This window comes from Streptomyces sp. NPDC027185 (genome assembly GCF_055567035.1).
Genome location: NZ_JBVHRF010000003.1, coordinates 213,788 through 231,666 on the forward strand (window position 1 = coordinate 213,788; position 17,879 = coordinate 231,666).

At 71.7% G+C, this 17,879-nt stretch carries 12 protein-coding genes; 9 read left to right on the plus strand and 3 right to left on the minus strand.

Going from position 1 to position 17,879, the window contains the following annotated elements; all coding sequences use genetic code 11:
• Nucleotides 1–43: 43 nt before the first annotated feature.
• Nucleotides 44–586: a type 1 glutamine amidotransferase domain-containing protein gene (locus tag ACZ4M8_RS11320; protein ID WP_399082514.1), complete on the minus strand. Its 543-nt coding sequence runs from the start codon at nt 584–586 to the stop codon at nt 44–46.
• Nucleotides 587–1,174: 588 nt separating this feature from the next.
• Between ACZ4M8_RS11320 and ACZ4M8_RS11325 the strand changes: the two genes are divergently transcribed.
• Nucleotides 1,175–1,987 carry a VOC family protein gene (locus ACZ4M8_RS11325; protein WP_467605705.1) on the plus strand — a complete coding sequence of 271 codons (813 nt, stop codon included), beginning with the start codon at nt 1,175–1,177 and terminating at the stop codon, nt 1,985–1,987.
• 252 nt (nt 1,988–2,239) lie between these two features.
• Here the strand turns inward: ACZ4M8_RS11325 and ACZ4M8_RS11330 are convergent, their stop codons facing one another.
• Entirely contained in the window at nt 2,240–2,428 is a 189-nt protein-coding gene (locus tag ACZ4M8_RS11330; RefSeq protein ID WP_467605708.1) for a DUF6381 family protein, read from the minus strand.
• A gap of 397 nt (nt 2,429–2,825) precedes the next feature.
• On the opposite strand from ACZ4M8_RS11330, the gene ACZ4M8_RS11335 reads away from it, so the two are divergent.
• The 3 genes from ACZ4M8_RS11335 (at nt 2,826) to ACZ4M8_RS11345 (ending at nt 9,020) form a co-directional block, all read left to right on the plus strand.
• A complete protein-coding gene (locus tag ACZ4M8_RS11335) occupies nt 2,826–3,641 on the plus strand; it encodes a SigB/SigF/SigG family RNA polymerase sigma factor (RefSeq protein ID WP_467605710.1) in 816 nt (271 codons plus the stop codon).
• A 263-nt stretch (nt 3,642–3,904) separates the two neighbouring features.
• Nucleotides 3,905–4,906 (plus strand): SCO6745 family protein, encoded by a 1,002-nt coding sequence (locus ACZ4M8_RS11340; protein WP_467605714.1) that lies wholly within the window; start codon nt 3,905–3,907, stop codon nt 4,904–4,906.
• Between the two features lie 1,519 nt (nt 4,907–6,425).
• Nucleotides 6,426–9,020 (plus strand): phosphoketolase family protein, encoded by a 2,595-nt coding sequence (locus ACZ4M8_RS11345; protein ID WP_467605717.1) that lies wholly within the window; start codon nt 6,426–6,428, stop codon nt 9,018–9,020.
• Nucleotides 9,021–9,055: 35 nt separating this feature from the next.
• On the opposite strand, the gene ACZ4M8_RS11350 is transcribed toward ACZ4M8_RS11345, so the two are convergent.
• A complete protein-coding gene (locus ACZ4M8_RS11350) occupies nt 9,056–9,712 on the minus strand; it encodes an endonuclease (RefSeq protein ID WP_467605720.1) in 657 nt (218 codons plus the stop codon).
• Nucleotides 9,713–9,979: 267 nt separating this feature from the next.
• On the opposite strand from ACZ4M8_RS11350, the gene ACZ4M8_RS11355 reads away from it, so the two are divergent.
• From ACZ4M8_RS11355 to ACZ4M8_RS11375, 5 genes are all read left to right on the plus strand, one after another.
• Nucleotides 9,980–10,351: an ArsR/SmtB family transcription factor gene (locus ACZ4M8_RS11355; protein WP_467605723.1), complete on the plus strand. Its 372-nt coding sequence runs from the start codon at nt 9,980–9,982 to the stop codon at nt 10,349–10,351.
• 256 nt (nt 10,352–10,607) lie between these two features.
• The gene (locus ACZ4M8_RS11360) at nt 10,608–11,756 is read left to right on the plus strand and encodes a DUF6214 family protein (protein ID WP_467605725.1); all 1,149 of its coding nucleotides are present in this window, start codon (nt 10,608–10,610) and stop codon (nt 11,754–11,756) included.
• A gap of 451 nt (nt 11,757–12,207) precedes the next feature.
• On the plus strand, nt 12,208–13,938 hold the full coding sequence (locus ACZ4M8_RS11365; RefSeq protein WP_467605727.1) for a recombinase family protein: 1,731 nt from the start codon (nt 12,208–12,210) through the stop codon (nt 13,936–13,938).
• 1,744 nt (nt 13,939–15,682) lie between these two features.
• On the plus strand, nt 15,683–16,162 hold the full coding sequence (locus ACZ4M8_RS11370; RefSeq protein ID WP_467605728.1) for a P27 family phage terminase small subunit: 480 nt from the start codon (nt 15,683–15,685) through the stop codon (nt 16,160–16,162).
• Entirely contained in the window at nt 16,143–17,840 is a 1,698-nt protein-coding gene (locus ACZ4M8_RS11375; protein ID WP_467605731.1) for a terminase large subunit, read from the plus strand. The genes ACZ4M8_RS11370 and ACZ4M8_RS11375 overlap by 20 nt, the downstream gene beginning before the upstream one ends.
• The last annotated feature ends 39 nt before the right edge of the window (nt 17,841–17,879 follow it).

Consider the following 17,879-nt stretch of genomic DNA (forward strand, 5'->3'; position numbering starts at 1 on the left):
CCACGGCGGCCGACGGCCGCCCCACGGCCTTTGGCCGGGAAATTCACCGCCTGTCATCGCCCAATTCATTGACCAGCGTCGCGCAGAACGCCTTCAAGTCATCCGGTTTACGGCTGGTGACCAGAGTGTTCGGTCCTCCGGTGCAGATCTTCACCCGCTCGTCGACCCAGGAGCCGCCCGCATTACGGATATCCGTCGCCAGGCTCGGCCAGGACGTGAGGGTGCGCCCCCGCACCACATCCGCCTCGATCAGCATCCACGGCGCATGGCAGATCGCGGCCACGGGCTTTCCGGCGTCGAAGAATCCCCGGGTGAAAGCGACCGCCCTTTCGTCGAGCCGCAGCGCATCCGGATTCGCCACCCCGCCCGGCAGTACCAGCGCGCCGTAATCCTCCACCCGTGCCTCGTCCAACGTGCGGTTCACGGTGAACGAGTCGGCCTTGTCCAGGTGGTGGAATGCCTGTACCGACCCACCCGACGGCGATACCAGATGCGGAACCGCACCGGCATCCACCACCGCCTGCCACGGTTCCGTCAACTCGACCTGCTCCACGCCCTCGGAGGCCACCAGAAACGCGATCTGCATGTCGTCCGTCCTCTCGTCGCGATGCGCCGGATGTATCGAATGCCGGATCAAACCCGCCCCCGCCCCGCCCCCTTTTCCCCTCTCGGTGGCCCCCTTCTCAGCGGCCCCGCCCTTCTCCCCGTACGCACATTTCTCCCGAACATGCATTTCCGAGGAGGGGCGCCCTTGCCGAATACGCGGCCACATCGCGTTCGGGGAACGGGGAAGCGGCTGTCCGCCGGAAATCCCGGGGAGGGCGGCGGTAACGAACCCGGGCCCCGGACCCTGCCGAGGCCACGCGCGCCCCTCCTCGCCGATACGCGCCCCGGCCCCCTCCATCGCACTCCGGATACGGCGAGATCGCATCCCGGCGCCGGTCCGGCGGGCCCTTTCCGGGGCGGATGCCCCGCCCGGCCCCACGAGCGCGCCGGGCACCCGCCGGAGGCGTACTGTCGAAGAGGGGCCGCCTCGCCCTGGAGCGACCACGGCCGCCCGGCCACCGTCCGGGCAACGGCCGCCCGTCCACCCCGCACCCGCACCGTTCCCGAGTGCACCACGCCGACCCGGCGGAGTGCTCACCACGTGGCCCGCGAAAGGGAGATGTCCACCATGTCGGCCGCTGAGCACCGCACCACCGGCGCCGCGCGCACCACTCCCGCCCACGGTGCGCCCTGCTGGGTCAATCTGATGACTCGCGATCTGCGCACCACCCAGGACTTCTACACCGAGGTCCTCGGCTGGAAGTTCCGGCAGGGCAGCCTCGGCGACGAGTTCTGCGTGGCGTTGGACGACGGCCGCCCGGTCGCCGGAATCGCCCAGCTCACCCAGCGTCTGCGCACCACCACGGCCTGGACCCCGTACTTCGCCGTCGACAGCGCCGACGACGTCGCCGCCCGCGTCCGCGAACGCGGCGCCACCGTCGCCGTCGGTCCCCTCGAATTCGGCACTGGACGCGCCGCCCTCGCCTCCGACCGGGACGGCGCCGTCTTCGGCTTCTGGGAGGGGCAGACCCTGCGCTGGGCGATCGGCCGCGAGGGCGCCCCCGCCTGCCTGGAACTGCGCACCCGCGACGCCTTCGCCGCGGCCATCTTCTACGCCGAGATCTTCGACTGGGCCACCCTGCGCCCCGGCGGCTGCGACGTCACCTACGAGGACGACCAGGTCATCGTCTGCCAGGACGGACGCCCCGTCGCCGCACTCCGGGGCGGCGGCGTGGAGGAGGCCCCCGACCCGCACCTGCGGCCCCGGTGGCACGTCCACTTCCAGGTCCGCGACCTGCCCGCCGTCATCGCCGCGGCCGTCGCCGCCGGCGGCACCGTCATGTCCCCGGCCCCCCTGACCGGCCGCCCCGGCGGACGCTCCATGATCTGCGACCCCCACGGCGCCCTCTTCACCGTCACGGACACCCCCGAGAGCGACTGATACCCCGCGCGGGGCCCCGCAGGCGCCCGGACGTCCCGTGGGCGGCCCCATGCCGGCATGGGACCGCCCACGGGACGCACGAGAAACAGCACTTCAGGCGCACAGGAAATCGGGACTCGAACGGGACTCACCACACCTGAGGCAGCCCAGGGACACCCGAACGTCCGGCCACGGGCGGGAGTGTCCACGGGGCCGAGGGCCCAGCCGGACGCTGACCGCCCGGTCGCCGGGCCCCGCGGGGACGGCCGGGCCTCACGGGGACGGGTGGATGTCCCCGCTCCTCATGCCGCTCTCCTGCTCACTGCGGCTCTGCAGCTTCCGGGCCTTCTCCTTGAGCCGGTCGCGTTCGGCGGGGTCACTGGTGTGCTGCGCCGTGTCCTCCAGCTGCCGCGCCTTCTCGCGCATCTGCCGGAGCCGGCTGCTTACCTCGTCAGCGCTCATGATCACTCCTCGAACGGTCCCGATGGGACCGCGGTTCGGCCAAACCTCCACCACCAGCGAATCAGCGACCGCCTCCATCGGCACCTTGAAGAATCACCCACGGTGACCGCCCCGCCCCGGCTTTCCGTCACCGGCCGCCGGACGCTGTCGCGCGCACCGCTCCCGCCTGCGGCACAGTGGAAGGGACATCACGCGGACGAGTGAAGGAACGCCGCGCCCATGGGCGGAGACGCCCCGCGTACCCGGTCGCCCGGCCCCCGGACAGGTGCCGGGCACGGGAAACGCACCGCCGCACCACGGCCCCGCGGACACCGGTCACCGACCGGAGACCCGCCGGAACACCACCGCGGACCAGGCACACCGCGGACCGCCGAACGGAACGGAAGGCGTGAGGGGAATGACAATCCACACCGGACGCGTCGCCCACCAGGCGCCCACCGGACGCCGGAAGCCGCAACTCGACCCGGACACCCGCGTCGCCCTGCACCGGCTCGCGGCCCTCCCGGACGGCCCCGCACGTACCCGGCTGCGCGAGGAGATCGTCTGCGCGTGGCTCCCGATGGCCCACCGCCTCGCCCGGCGCTACAGCGGACGCGGTGAGAGCGACGAGGACCTCCGCCAGGTCGCCGCGCTCGGCCTGCTCAAGGCCATCGACCGCTTCGACCCCGGCGTCGGCACCGCCTTCGGAGCCTTCGCCGTCCCCACCATCATCGGCGAGATCAAACGCCATTTCCGCGACGAACTGTGGGCCGTCCACGTCCCCCGGCGCGCCCAGGAACTCCGCGCCCGCGTCCACCGGGCCCGCCAGGAACTCTCCGACCGCCCCGGCCACGCCGCCATCACCGTGCAGGACGTCGCCGCCCACACCGGCATGCCGTACGAGGACGTCCTCATCGGCCTCGACGCCCAGAAGACCTTCACCGCGCTCTCCCTGGAACGCCCGCTCGGCGGCGAGGACACCCAGCAGACCCTCGGTGACCTCCTCGGACAGGAGGACCCGGCGCTCGGTCTGGTCGACGACCGGGAAGCCGCCGCCACCGGCCTGCGCACCCTTCCCGAACGCGAACGCCACATCCTCTATTTGCGCTTCTACCTCGGCCTGACGCAGAGCGAGATCGCCGACCGGGTCGGCGTCTCCCAGATGCACGTCTCCCGCCTGCTGCGCCGCTCCTGCGCGTACGTACGGGAGAAGGCCCTCGCCCCGCAGCCGTGACCGGCACCGGCGGGGCGGCGGCAGGGCCCGGACCAGCGAGGTTCCGCTCGCAGCGACGGTGAGTTCCCGCCGCGCGCCTGATTTCTCCCCGACTTCACACACCGTGATCAGCCATGAGCGCTCAGGGATATCCCCGAACAACCCCTGACCTTCCCCGAAACCGGTGCCCGCACCGCTTACGCGACGGTAGCGTTCGCCCCATCGACGCCATCAACTGGCAGGCAGCGTAAGGGAAGAAGGGCGGGGGAGAGGTGCAGGGGCAGGTGCAGGACCGCAGTCGACCACATGACCGGAGCGAGGAACACGGCGGGGCCGGGCAGGGCCGGGAGCGGGGGCGGCCCCGGCCGGACGTCCCGGCGGAGGCGTCCGCCGCCGCCCGGACGCTCTGGCACCTGACCGAGCCCCTGCACGCCGTCAGCTACTTCGACGAAACCTGCCGTGGCCTGGGGAGGGCCATCGGGCTCAAGGGCTTCTGGATGGGCTACTTCGCCGCCCGCACCGCACCCCTGGGCGCGGTGCCCGCGGCCCGCGCCACCGAACTGCTGAGCCTGTTCGCCCCCGCTATGACCGCCCGCTCCCTCCCGGCGGCCTGGGACGTGGTCCGTCCGGAGCGGGTCCTCGACGCGCGGGCCCGCTGTGCCGCCGGTGCGCTGCGGGCCGCCGATCCGGCGATCGAGGCGTCCGTGGCGAAGGTGGCCCCCGCCCTCCGGGCCATGGTCGACGCCGCCCCGCCCACCGCACGGCCGCTCTTCGCCGCCAATCAGGCGCTCTGCGACCGCGCCGATCCGGTCGAAGATCTCTGGCAACTCGCCACCACCCTCCGCGAATTCCGCGGCGACGCCCATCTCTCCGTGCTCGCCGATCATGGTCTCGACGGCTGCGAAGCCCTGGTCCTGGCCGTGGCCTGCGCAATCGTCCCCGAGGAGCCGATGCGCTACGGCCGGGGCTGGAGCGAGGAGGAATGGGGCGCGGCGACGGCCCGCCTGTGCTTGCGCGGTCTGGTCGACGCCGACGGCACGGTGACCGCCCTCGGCGCGGCGGAGCGGGCGGAGATCGAGCAGCACACCGACGAGCTCGCGGCCCGGCTGCTCAGACCCCTCACCTCTGAACAGACCGCACAACTCCTGCGGGAGCTGAAACCCGTCACCCACCGCGTTCTCGCCGCCAACCTGCTGCCGTTCCCCAACCCGATAGGTCTGCCGTCCCCGCCGGCGCCCAGCAGGCACACCGACGGCCGGAAGGCGGGGCGCCGAGCGCTCGGCTGAGGAAGGTCGGGCGGCCGGACGCGCCCGCTGACGGGCGAGTGCCTCCGCCGACGGAACGGCCGCGCCGCCGCCCGGCACGCCTCGCCCGGCGGCCGTGGCGGCGCCGCCTCTCCCGCCGGGGCAGCCGCCGTCGTGGGCCGAGCCGCGGCAGGCTTGCGATCTCCGCCGTGCCTGGCCGTACCACGGGCCTCCGTCTGCGCCGGGGCGGCCGGAACCGTCCTGCTCCTCCCGCTCCGTGAGCGTGACGTGTGGGCGGCCGGTGCCGGATACGGCCTCGTGCAGAGCCTCGGGAAGCGGCGGGCCCGGGTGGGCGGTCGCCGTCGCCATGTGTGGGGCGTGCGGAATCGGGAAACCGGGAGGCAGGGCCGACGGGCGGACCGCATCGGCCCGCCGGCCGGTGCGGTCCGGTTCGACCGGGCCGCTGCCGCCACGGAGTGACGGCCCGGGTGGCCCGAGGGCCCGGACCGGCGCAGGAGGCCCGATCGGCGAAGCCGGCCGTGAGCGCCACGCGCCGCCGTGTGCGTCGCGGACCGGCCGCTCCGACAATTGAAACTGGCTGGTCAGGGCGTACGGACGGAGTGGGCCCCTGGGCTGTCGCGGCATCGATGCCCTCCTCCGCGCCCGCTGAAGCGGCGCCCTGGAAACCGAGTCCCCGCCGACTCCCAGATGCCGCACAGCGGCCGGGAGACGTACCCCTCCGCTTCCCGGAAGCCGTTCGTGCCGGCGCCGTCCGCCGTATCCGGGCGGTCCGTACAGGGACTTCGCCGAGTCATTCGCGTGAGGGGTACGGACGGGCCGGCGCCTCCCGGGACCGGTTCGTACGTCCCGGCCGTGCTGGTCCGTACGTTCCGGCCGTGGCCGCCGGAGTCCGCAGGTGGCAGCGCTGATGCCTCGACCGGGAGGGACGTAGGCGCCGGGCCGGGTGCCGGTCGGATGGGTGCGGGGGTTCCGAACACTTCTGGAGAAAGGGATGACGATGAGGACGAACGAGGCAGTGGCGGGAAGGGCCCGGGTGGCCGGATCGGGGACCGAGCCGGTGCCCGACAAGCCGGGCCCGGTGCCGAGGGACCCGCAGCCGCGAGGTCCGGTGCCCGGCCGGCCGCGGGGCCCGGGGGCCGACGAACCGGACTCGCCGGACGGGCCCGAACCGGAGCACCGGCCGGACGCCGACCCCGACGCCGAGCCGTCCGTACCCGAACCACCGGACTGACGGAACCGGCCGGCCCGCCCGGGGCGGAACCGAGCCGACCGGGCCTTGCCCGCACCGGTCCCCTCCGGACCGAGCGGCCCTGGCCGTCCGGAGCGATGCCGGCAGACAGGGGCCGGCGGCGGCGCACCGGCTGCCCGCAGCCCACCACACCGGCTGATCCGAGCCGACAGCCCCGCCCGCGCCGACAGGCCCACCCCGAGCCGACAAGGCCCGCCCGAGCCGACAGGGCCACGCCGCACAGGCCCGACCGTCCCGGAGCCGGCCCGATCACGCAGACCACTCCGTGACCCCTCCCAGGAGATGACCCGGATGCCTCACCCCACCGACCCTCCCGACCCCGTCGACCCCGTACCTCCCGCAAGCAGAGGCGCCCCTGCCCACGGCAGCGCCCCCGCCCCCGCCGACGCCGACCCCGACGGAGCCGAAGGCTCCGGGCCTGAGAGGACCCACGGGGCGGGCACCAACGGCGCCGAGCGCTCCGGGCCCGGCGCCACGGACGGGGCCGGACCCGAGGGCGCCGCCCCCGTGGAGGTGGCCGCTGCCGCCGTGCTCTCTCCCGTCGAGTTGGCGGAGCTGGACGCGCAGTGGCGGGCGGCGAACTATCTGGCGGCGGGGCAGATCTACCTCCGGGACAATCCGCTGCTCACCGAGCCGTTGCGGCCCGAGCACATCAAGCCCCGGCTGCTCGGTCACTGGGGGACCTCTCCCGGCCTCACCCTCGTCCACACCCACCTCAACCGTGTGATCAAGGCCCGTGACCTGGACGCCGTGTGCATCTGGGGGCCGGGGCACGGCGGCCCGGCCGTGCTCGCCCAGTCCTGGCTGGACGGCTCGTACTCCGAGACGTACCCGGACGTCTCCCGGGACGCGGCGGGGATGGCGGAGCTGTTCCGGCAGTTCTCGTTCCCCGGGGGCGTGCCCAGCCATGTCGCGCCGGAGACGCCCGGGTCGCTGCACGAGGGCGGTGAGCTGGGGTACGCACTGGCGCACGCGTACGGGGCGGCACTGGACAATCCGGACCTGGTCGTCGCGTGTGTGATCGGTGACGGTGAGGCGGAGACGGGGCCGCTCGCCGCGTCCTGGCACGCCGACAAGTTCCTCGATCCGGTGCACGACGGCGCGGTCCTGCCGATCCTGCACCTCAACGGCTACAAGATCGCCAACCCGACGGTCCTGGCCCGTATCCCCGAGGCGGAACTGGACGCGCTGCTGCGCGGATACGGCCACGAACCGCTGTACGTCACGGGTGACGAGCCCGGAGCGGTGCACCTCGCGATGGCCGCCGCCATGGACCGCGCATTGGACCGGATCGCCGCGATCCAGCGCCGGGCCCGCGCGGACGGCTCCGCCGAGCGGCCCCGCTGGCCGATGATCGTGCTCCGTACGCCCAAGGGGTGGACCGGCCCGCACGACGTCGACGGGGTGCCGGTCGAGGGCACCTGGCGGGCCCATCAGGTGCCGCTGCCCGCCGTCCGCGAGAACCCCGCCCACCTGCGGCAACTGGAGTCCTGGCTCCGCTCGTACCGTCCGGCCGAGCTGTTCGACGAGGACGGGCGCCCGCGGCCGGAGGTGCTGGCGCACGTCCCGTCGGGCGCCCGCCGGCTCGGCGCGTCCCCGCACGCCAACGGCGGGCTCCTCCTTCGCGACCTGCCGCTCCCGCCGCTGGAGGAGTACGCCGTGCCCGTCGAGGCCCCGGGGCGGGGGACCCACGAGCCGACCAAGGTCCTCGGCGGCTTCCTCGAAGGCGTGATGGCGGCGACGGCCGCGCGCCGCGACTTCCGCGTCGTCGGCCCCGACGAGACCGCCTCCAACCGCCTCCAGGCGCTCTACGGCGCGACCGCCAAGGCGTGGCAGGCCGAAACGCTCCCGACCGATGAGCATCTGGCGCGGGACGGCCGCGTGATGGAGGTGCTGTCGGAACACCTGTGCCAGGGCTGGCTGGAGGGCTATCTGCTCACCGGCAGGCACGGGCTCTTCGCGAGTTACGAGGCGTTCGCGCACATCGTGGACTCGATGGTCAACCAGCACATCAAATGGCTGCGCACCGCCCGCCGGCTGCCCTGGCGCCGCCCCGTCGCCTCGCTGAACTACCTGCTCAGCTCGCATGTCTGGCGCCAGGACCACAACGGTTTCTCCCACCAGGACCCCGGTTTCGTCGACCATGTGCTGAACAAGAGCCCCGAGGTCGTCCGGGTGTATCTCCCGCCGGACACCAACACCCTGCTCTCGGTCGCGGACCATGTCCTGCGCTCCCGCGACCACGTCAACGTGATCGTGGCGGGCAAGCAGCCGACGTTCGACTGGCTGACCCTGGAGGAGGCGCGGGCGCACTGCGCGCGGGGCGCCGGCGTCTGGGAGTGGGCCGGGACGGAGGACGGCGGCCGGGAGCCGGACGCGGTGCTGGCCTGCGCGGGCGATGTGCCCACCCAGGAGGCGCTGGCCGCCGCCTGGCTGCTCCGCCGCCACCTGCCTGATCTGGCGGTCCGCGTCGTCAACGTCGTCGACCTGGCCCGGCTGCTGCCGCGCGACGCGCATCCGCACGGGATGCCGGACGCCGAGTACGACGCGGTCTTCACCCGCGACCGGCCGGTGATCTTCGCGTACCACGGCTACCCCTGGCTGATCCACCGGCTGACGTACCGGCGGAGCGGCCACGACCAGCTGCATGTGCGCGGCTATCAGGAGGAGGGGACGACGACCACACCGTTCGACATGGTGGTCCGCAACGACCTGGACCGGTTCCGGCTGGTCATGGACGTCGTGGACCGGGTGCCCGGACTCGGCGCCCGCGCCGTCGCGGTACGCCAGGCCATGGCCGACGCCCGTACCCGTCACCACGCCTGGACCCGCCGCCACGGCACGGACCTCCCGGAGGTCGCCGATTGGGCGTGGGACGGCGGCTGACGGCGGCCCGTCCGTACCCGCGGCGGCGCCCCGGTTCAGCCGCCGCGGCTCTCGCGGACGTCGTCGGCCACGTGGGCGTCGAGCGCCGCGCGGACGAGGGCGGCGGCGAACGCGGCGATGTCCTTGTCGGGGACGAGTGCGGCCAGGCGCGCGGGGTCCTGGGGGAGCCCGAGCCGTTCCGCACCCTGGAGGGCCTTGCCGTCGAGGTACGGGGCGAGGCCGGGCCACACGCCCTGTGCTTCGCGGAGGAAGATGGCGGCTCCGGCCGGGCCGATGCCGGGGACCTCCTGGAGGGCGTCGCCGATCGCGTCCGGGTCGCCGTCGGCCGCGTCCCGCATCCGGCGCAGATCGCCGCCGTAGGAGTCACGCAGCAGGGTGGCGCCGGAGCCGAGTTGGGTGGCGGTCCGCTCGTCGTAGCGCCGGTAGCCGCCCTCGCCCAGGGCGTCGACGCGCCGCTGCCAGGTGGCCTCGGCCATCGCGCGGGGGCTGCGCATCCCGGCGGCGAACAGTTCGCGGGCCGCCGCCACCGCGACCGAGGCCCGGATCCGGGCGCTGAGCAGCAGCGCGAGCACCAGCAGTTGGTAGAGCGGCTGCGGGGTGTCCTTCAGCCGGATGCCCGCCTCCGCCGCGTACGTCCTGCCGTGCCGCTCCAGCAGAGCCCCGGCCACCTCCCGGTCACGTTTCCTCGTCATCCTCCACACCTCCGCTCCCCGCCCGGGGGGCCACGGCGACCGTCGCTCGGGCCCTCTTCTTCCTTCTCCTTCCGTTGTCTCACGGGTGGGCGGGGGCGGCGCGTGGGGCGGGCGGGGGAGGGCGGGACGCTCCGGGGGCGCGGGGCGGCCGGTGCGGTGACGCGGGAAAGTGTCCGGCGCCGGTCGGCGAATTACGATGCCCCTCGTACAATGAGGGGCGTGGGCCGCCGGTCCGCCGTTTATCGCCGCCGTACCTCAGGAGCCACCATGCCGACCGAGACGCCGTCCGCCGGCACCGCGACCGGCGCGCGCTCCCTGGAGCACCCGCACCGCGAGGACATCCGCCTCGCCGAGGTGCTGCACGCCCTCGCCGACCCGATGCGGCTGCGGATCGTGTGCCGCCTGGCATCCGTACGCACCGAGCTGGCCTGTGCGGACATCCCGCTGCCGGTGAGTCCGTCCACCTGTACGCACCACTTCCGTGTCCTGCGCGAGAACGGCGTCATCCAGCAGACCTACCGGGGCACGGCGAAGATGAACGCCCTGCGGACGGCGGACCTCGACGCGCTGTTCCCCGGTCTGCTCGACGGCGTGCTGCGCGCGGCCGGTCTCCAGGCCGACCGGCTCGGCGAGCGCTGATCCGGCGCGTCCGCCGCCGTCGGTGGCGTCCGCCGTCCAGGGGCCGCGGGTCCGGCGCCGTACTCCGGCAAACGCGCCGCACGGCGGGCCCCCGGGCAGGTGAGCCGCGTTCCGCCGGTGAGGTGAGCTGCGCTATCGGGGTAGTCCCGGTGCGATGAGCGTGCCGCGTGGCTGGGCCGGGCGGGGCGGGCGCTAGGTTTCCCCCGTGTCGGAAAGCGACTTTTATACCGTTAGTGAACGATATGAAGCCCAGGGTGTGTGGGGTGACTGGCCCGCCTGGGAACTGCGCGGACACGGCTCGGCGGCCCCGCCCCGCGAGGGCGCGGACGGCCTCCCGGACGGGCACGGCCCCTCGGCGGCGGCCGGAGCCGCGCCGTCGCGGCTGGATCCGCTGGAGCCCTGGGTGAGCGCCCGGTTGACGTTCCCCGACGGGGCCCGGATCGATGTGCTGGTCACCGTCGAGGACGACGGCATCACCGTGGAGGACCTGCGGGCCGATCCGCCGTTGCCGCTCAGTGGCCTCGCCGCCCTCGCCCACTGGATCGAGGGCCCGCTCGACGACGCCTGCCGCATCGCCATCGGCCGCGCCCGCCGGCCCCGGCCCGTACCGGCGCCCGCCACCGACCCGTCGGCCGCGTCCGGCCCGGTCGGCGGCGCCGCGCGCGGCGGTGACGGGGCGACCGGTCCGGAGGCGCGCGGGGCGGCGCCGACCGCCGGTTCCGGCCCGGTGACCGGGGCGGACGGGGAACCCGAGGCGGGCACCGCTACGGACCCGGCGGCAGCCCGCGCGACGGATACGGTGGCGCGTCAGCCGGCGCACCGCCCGGTGGAAGCGGCGAGCGCGCCGGAACCGGACCCCGAGAAGGCTTCAGCGCCGTCCCCGGGAGCGGGCCCGGACCCCGGGCCGGCCACCGGCACCGCTGGGCCACCGGCGGATCCCGCCACGGACCGCGCCGACCGAAGCGCTGGTCCGCCGTCCGGTACCGCCTTGGACCGCACCGCCGACCGGAGCGCCAGGCCACCGGCCGAACTCTCCGAGGGCCGCACCGCCGACCAGGGCGGCGACGCATCCACCGGCCCCGGCGCCGGGCCACCCGACGCCCCCGTCACCGATCCCCCCTCGGACCGGAGCGCCGCCGACCCCACGGAGGCCGCGGCCCCGCCCTCGTCCGCCTCCCGGACCGGGGACGCCGATTCGGCCGAGGCCGGCGGGCAGGCGGTGCGGGGCCGGGCCGGGGAGCGGTGCAAGGCGGTGGCGGAGGCGTACCGCGAGGCGCAGCGGGACGGACGGGACCCGGTCGCGGCGGTGATGAACGCGACCGGACGGGGCCGGCGCCGGGCCCTGCGACTGATCGCGGGTGCACGCGACGCGGGCCTGCTGACGCCCCGGCACCACAGACGGTAGGAAAACCGGACGAGGTCACGTAGCGGGGCGGGTGAGGCCCGGCCGTGCGCGATCCGGGCGGCGGGGCGAGCCCCGGGGCGGCCGGCAGCTCGACGCGGAGAGCGGCGCACGTCCCTCCGGTCGGCCCGTTCCGGCACGGTGCAGCGGATGCCGCGCCCGTTGCCGCCAGGCCCGGATCGCCCGGGAGCGTTATCCCTTGTCGCCCGGCGCCTGGGCGGCCGTACCGGGGCCGGCCGTGATCCGCCCCCGGGATCACCATTCGTCGGGGGCTCGGGGCCGCCCCGGGGGGGCACAGAGTGGTCAGAGCGGGTTGAGCCGGGCCTTGAGCAGGCAGAACTCATTGCCCTCGGGGTCTCCCAACACTCAGAACTAGTGGTTCTGGAGTGTCGGCATGGTGGCATCAGTCCTGGTCAGGCCCGGTAATGGGAATCCTTCGGCCCCTACCGGGGGCATGGGCAACACATCACGAAACCCCCTCGCGGGGACGGTCTACGCCGAGACCCTGCGGGGCGTGCGGTGTGTCCGTCTGTCCGTGCTCACCGACGAGACCACCAGCCCCGACCGGCAGCGCGAAGCCGACGACATAGCGGCAGCCGCGCACAACATCAGTTTCGGCGAGGGCGACCAGCTCCGCGAAGCGGTGGACCTTGACGTTTCCGCTTCCAAGATCAGCCCGTTCGACCGTCCCGCTCTCGGCACATGGCTCGCGCGCCCGGACGAGTTCGACGCTCTGGTGTGGTGGCGCTTTGACCGCGCGATCCGGTCCATGGCCGACATGCACGAGCTTGCGAAGTGGGCCCGCGAGCACCGAAAGGTTCTCGTGTTCGCCGAGGGCATCGGCGGCGGGCGCATCGTCTTTGACTTCCGGAACCCCATGGACCCCATGGCGGAACTCCAGATGACGATGTTCGCCTTTGCCGCGCAGGTGGAAGCGCAGAGCATCAGCGACCGCGTCACCGGTGCCATGGCTGCGCTCCGAAACATGGCGCTGAGGTGGCGCGGCGGGGGGAGGCCCCCGTACGGCTACATGCCCGCCCCCATGCCCAAGGAACACGGCGGAGTCGGCTGGACGCTGGTACCGGACCCGGATGCCGTCGAGGTCATTGAGCGCATCGTTCGTGAGTTGCTGGAAGGTAAAACGGTCTCGGCTATCGCTGTGGGGCTCAACGCCGACCAGGTGCCGAGCCCGCGCGATCACTGGGCAGTGAAGAACGGACGCAAGACCGGCGGCAAGACCGGCGGAGTCAAGGGCAAAGCCAAAGACGCGTTCCTCTGGAACCCCGCGGTCATTACGCGGATGCTCCGGAACCCCTCGCTCATCGGCTGGAAGATGCATAAGGGCAAGCCCGTCCGGGACGCCGAGGGGAACCCGGTCATGCAGACGGAACAGCCGATCATGACCCGCGAAGAGTTCGATCGGATTGGCGCCGTTCTCGACGCCCGCAGCATCGACAACCGGGAACGGTCGGACACGGACGCACTGCTGTTGCGCGTGATCCACTGCGACGCGTGCGGGGGACGGATGTACCTGAACAAGCAAGACAACAAGCAATACCCCACGTACAAATGCAACCCCTACTCGCGAGGGTTCAAGTGCGACCGGTCCGCGAACATTCGGGGTGACTGGGCGGATGAGTACGTGACCACCGAGTTCCTGCGGCTGGTCGGCTCCATCCAGACGACACACGTAGTCGAGATTCCCGGCTACGACCCCGGACCCGAACTGCGCGCCACCCTCGCCGAGTTCAACGAGCACCAGGAACAGAAGGGACGCCAGAAGTCCCGGCACGCACGGCAGGCATGGCAAGAACGCGCGGATGCACTGGACGCACGCATTGCTGACCTTGAGACCCGAGAGAAGCGCGAGGCACAGCGCATAGTGACCCCCACGGGCCGCACGTTCGCGGACGAGTGGGCGGAGAAGGACACAGCGGGGCGCCGAGCCATGCTCATTGAAGCGGGTGTCCGGCTGGAAGTACGACGGGGCGTTCGTGGCGGGTGGCGGAAGCTGGACACCCGCCGCGTGGACCTCACCATGTCCGGTGCGCTAGACCCTGCCGCGGAAGCGGTGAGCGTCGCCGCTGCGGACGACGCGGCCGAGAAGCGCGGCGATGCACCCCCGGCCCCGGGCAGCGCTGCACGGCTCTCCGAGCCCGCCCCCGAACTGGTCGCCGCTGCGTAGCCGCGTACCGCCCCGGTAGGCCCCCGCCTGCCGGGGCTTTCGTGCGTCCGCAGCGTGGGCTGCCAGCGGGAAGGGATGACGGAGTGACGGTTTAGAGGTGTTTTTTGATTACACATAAAAAATAAGAGAGAAACCCAAAACGGCATCCGAACCGTCATCTCGTCATCGGCCCGGAATCTCTCGTCCCCCACAACAGAGTGAGGGACCGTACGGAGTCGCCGAGCACGCCGCGAGCGGGTGCCGGGAATTCGCCGGTCCCCACAACAGAGTGAGGGCGGGACTACCGCGCACCCCGCTAGCCCGGAACCGGCGGACCGAGTGCCCGACCCTCAACATCAGCTCTGCCCGTGCACCACGCACCCGCTCGGGGTGGCCGCAGGGGTCACGCAGGCAGAGCGCGGGGACCACACAAGCTCACTGGCGGGTGTGGTCCCCACGGCGTCCGCACCGGGCCCCGTGCCGGCGAGGACGTGCACGCCCGCTGACCCAACAGGTAGAGGTGCGCGGTACCGGCCCCTTCGGGGAGATCCGGACCATTCCGCAGAGTTCCCCGGTTCAAGTCCGGGGGCGGGCACTCAACAACAGAGAGCTTCACGTTGTGTGTGCGGGCGCGACGGGGCGGTGCGCAGCGAACCCTGCGACCCCCTCAATGCTTCTAGCGAGTCGATCGCTTGCGCCCCAGACCGTCTGGCAGTGCGCCAACCAGGCCGGCCCCGCCCGTTGGCTTGCCCTGGCTCCATCCCACTGGCGCCGGGGGTGGTGGGCAACCTTTTCGATCCGCGGATGCCGTCAAAGCCGCCAAAGATCATTTGCGTGGGGGAGTCGGTGCCCCGCTTCAACGGTTCGTCCACCAGGCCGCTCGGGTGCCGACGATCGTTGTCGTGTGGCGGACGAGCCGTGCGGGGACGCGTAGGCGGGGCATGCGCTGGATGGCCACGCGCGTTCCTCGGTAGCAGAGTTCGAACTGTGGTTGCTGATTACTGTTCCCTGCGCTCGTCATGCCCACCATTTAGCCGCGTGCGCCGCGGATTCTCTACCGAACTCTCTCCACTGTCCGCATTAGCCGAATTACTTGATGCAGGTGCCGCACTGGTCGGCAGGCCGTGCGCAGCACCGATCGCGGACACGCCTTCCGTGCTGCCTCTGGAAAGACTTTCTGATGCGGACAGGTCCAGTTGTCTGCATGAGAGTGCCTATCTCGCTTGACTCATCCGCACGTTCGGAAATTTCTCCCAATCGAGGAGGTGCCCCCGTGCCCCGCAGACCCCGCCCACCGTGCTCCGTCCCCGGATGCCCCGAGCTGACCCCCGCGGGCGGGCGCTGCCCCCGCCACGCGCGCGAGGCGAACGCCGACCGCGCATCAAGGGGCGGCGCCGTCTACTCCTCCCGCTGGCAGCGCGTCCGACGGGCATACCTGTACGCGAACCCGTGGTGCGTGTTGTGTGGTTCGGCGGCGAAGGTTGCGGACCATTTCCCATTGAGTCGGCGTGAGTTGATCGCAAGGGCTGATTCGAATCCTGATGCTGCGAAGCATCTTCGGCCGTTGTGTGTCGCTTGTCATAACCGTGAAACGGCGAGACTTCAGCGCGGTGGATTCGCTGCTGAAGCTGTTTCGCGTCGTGAGTCGGGTGAGCGTCCGCCGTTCTGACCAGGCGGGTGCCCCCTCCCCGTCCGCGCGCTGAGCGGCAGGGAGGGAAAAAACTTGCATGGCTCATTTGAGCGTTTCTGTGAAAGGAGAGCGGCCGTGGCGGTGCCCGGACAGAAGCCGAAACCCCATATCCAAGCGGTCCGCGAGGGTACGTTCCGCCCCGACCGCAATTCCGAGGGCGCCATTTTCGCCCCGGTCTCTCCAGTGGAGCCGGATTGGTCGGAGCTGTTGCCGGGTGACTCCGCCGCCGATGTGCGAGAGAAAGCCGCGGACGTATGGGCGCGGACGATTCCCGCCCTAGTGCACTCCGCTGGTCTCACTGACCCGCAGCGAGAAACAGCCATCGAGTATTGCATGACGGTCGCCCGACTGTGGCAGGCCGAAAGGGAGTTGAGCCGTACCGGCCTAGTGGTCGAGACGGAGCGCGGGAACGTGAAGTCCCCGTGGGTGACTATTGCCCACCAGTACCGGTCTCACTTCCGGTCGCTGGTCGGTGAACTCGGGCTCTCGCCTGCGTCAGCCACGCGGATTGCCCCGCCGGAAAGCGGGGGCGACGATGACGGGATCTTTGATTGACGGGCTGCCGGTCCCGTATGACGCGCTGCTAGAACTCGGGCTCACCGAGGACGAGATAGCCGATGGGGAAAATTCCCGCCCGCTTGTCCTCGCCCACCAGGCGCCGCAGCGTGAGGGCGCATATTTCGATGTACCCGCCGCCCGCCGGGCCATTGCGGCTATCGAGTCGATGAAACACACCAAGGGTCGATGGGGCGGTACACCGCTCAAACTCGCCCCGTGGCAAAAGGTGTGGATCATTGCCCCGATCTTCGGATGGCTCTGGTTCGACCCCGAGTTGGGCCGTGCGGTCCGTGTGGCCCGGACGGTGTGGATTGAGGTTCCCCGTAAGACGGGGAAATCAACACTGTCGTCGGGTATCGGCCTGGTGTTGCTGCTCGCTGACCGTGAAATTGGTGCAGAGGTATACGCGGCAGCCGGCTCACTCCCGCAGGCAGAGCGAGTCTTTGACGACGCTAAGCGTATGGCGCTGACAAGTCGCGCTGTCCGTGGTCGCGTTGAAGTGCTCCGCGGGCTTATCCGCGTGCCACGTACCGGCGGTGTCTTCCGGGCCCTTTCCAAAATCGCCGAAACCGCCCACGGGTTGAACGTGTCCGGGGCGATTATCGATGAGGTTCACGTACACAAGCGGCGTGACCTTATCGACGCTATCGAGACCGGCACGGGCGCCCGGGACCAACCGCTGGTCGTGTTCATCACGACCGCCGACGAGGGCACCGAGGGCAGCATTTACGACGAGAAGCACACGTACACCCGCCGCTGTGCGGACGACGTGGTTTCCGACCCCGGGCACTACGGGGTCATCTGGGCCGCCGAGGAAGGCGACGACCCGTACGCCGAGGAGACATGGCGTAAGGCGAATCCGGGGCTCGGTGTCTCGCCCTCGCTCGCCTACATGCGCCGTGAGGCGGCTAAGGCGGGCAGCACCCCGAGCTACTTCCCGACGTTCTGCCGGCTGTCGCTGAACCGCCGTATGCGTTCGTCCTCGCGGTGGCTGCCGCTGACGGTGTGGGACGCGAACGCGGGGGCCGTGGACAAGCAGCGGTTCCGCCACCGGCGCGCATGGGGTGGGGTAGACCTGTCCGCGGTGTCGGACCTGTCGGCGTGGGTGCTCGCGGTTGAATCCCGCGTGCCTGGTGTCGAGTTGGAACTAGTCTCTCGGTTCTGGTTGCCCGAGGAACGCGCGGATGAGCTGGAACAACAGCTACAGGTCCCGATCCGGCAATGGGCTCGGGACGGGCTGATCAAACTTACCGAGGGCGACGCAATCGACTATGGAGCGATTGAGAAACAGATCATTGCGGACTGTCGCCGGCTGGACGTGCAGCGCATCAGCTATGACCGCATGTTTGCGGGGCAGCTCGTCCAGCGCATTGAACAGGAAACCCGCGGCGTGGACGTGGTGCCAATCGCGCAGACCTATCTAGGAATGTCGCCCGGCTGTAAAGAGCTGGAACGGCTGTTGCGTGAAGGCCGGATACGCCACGGCGGTAATCCGGTGCTTCGCTGGAACGCTTCCGTGGTGGAGGTGTACCGGGACGGCAACGACAACATGCGCCCGGTGAAACCCGACCGGGACAAGTCATCCGCCCGTATCGACGGGATAGCCGCTGCGGTCATGGCGCTTGACGGGTATGTGCGCCGACCGCTGAAACGTCCTCGCGCTGCGAGCGCATAAGCCGCCCCGTTCGGGTTCCTGCCGACCGGGGCTTTTTCA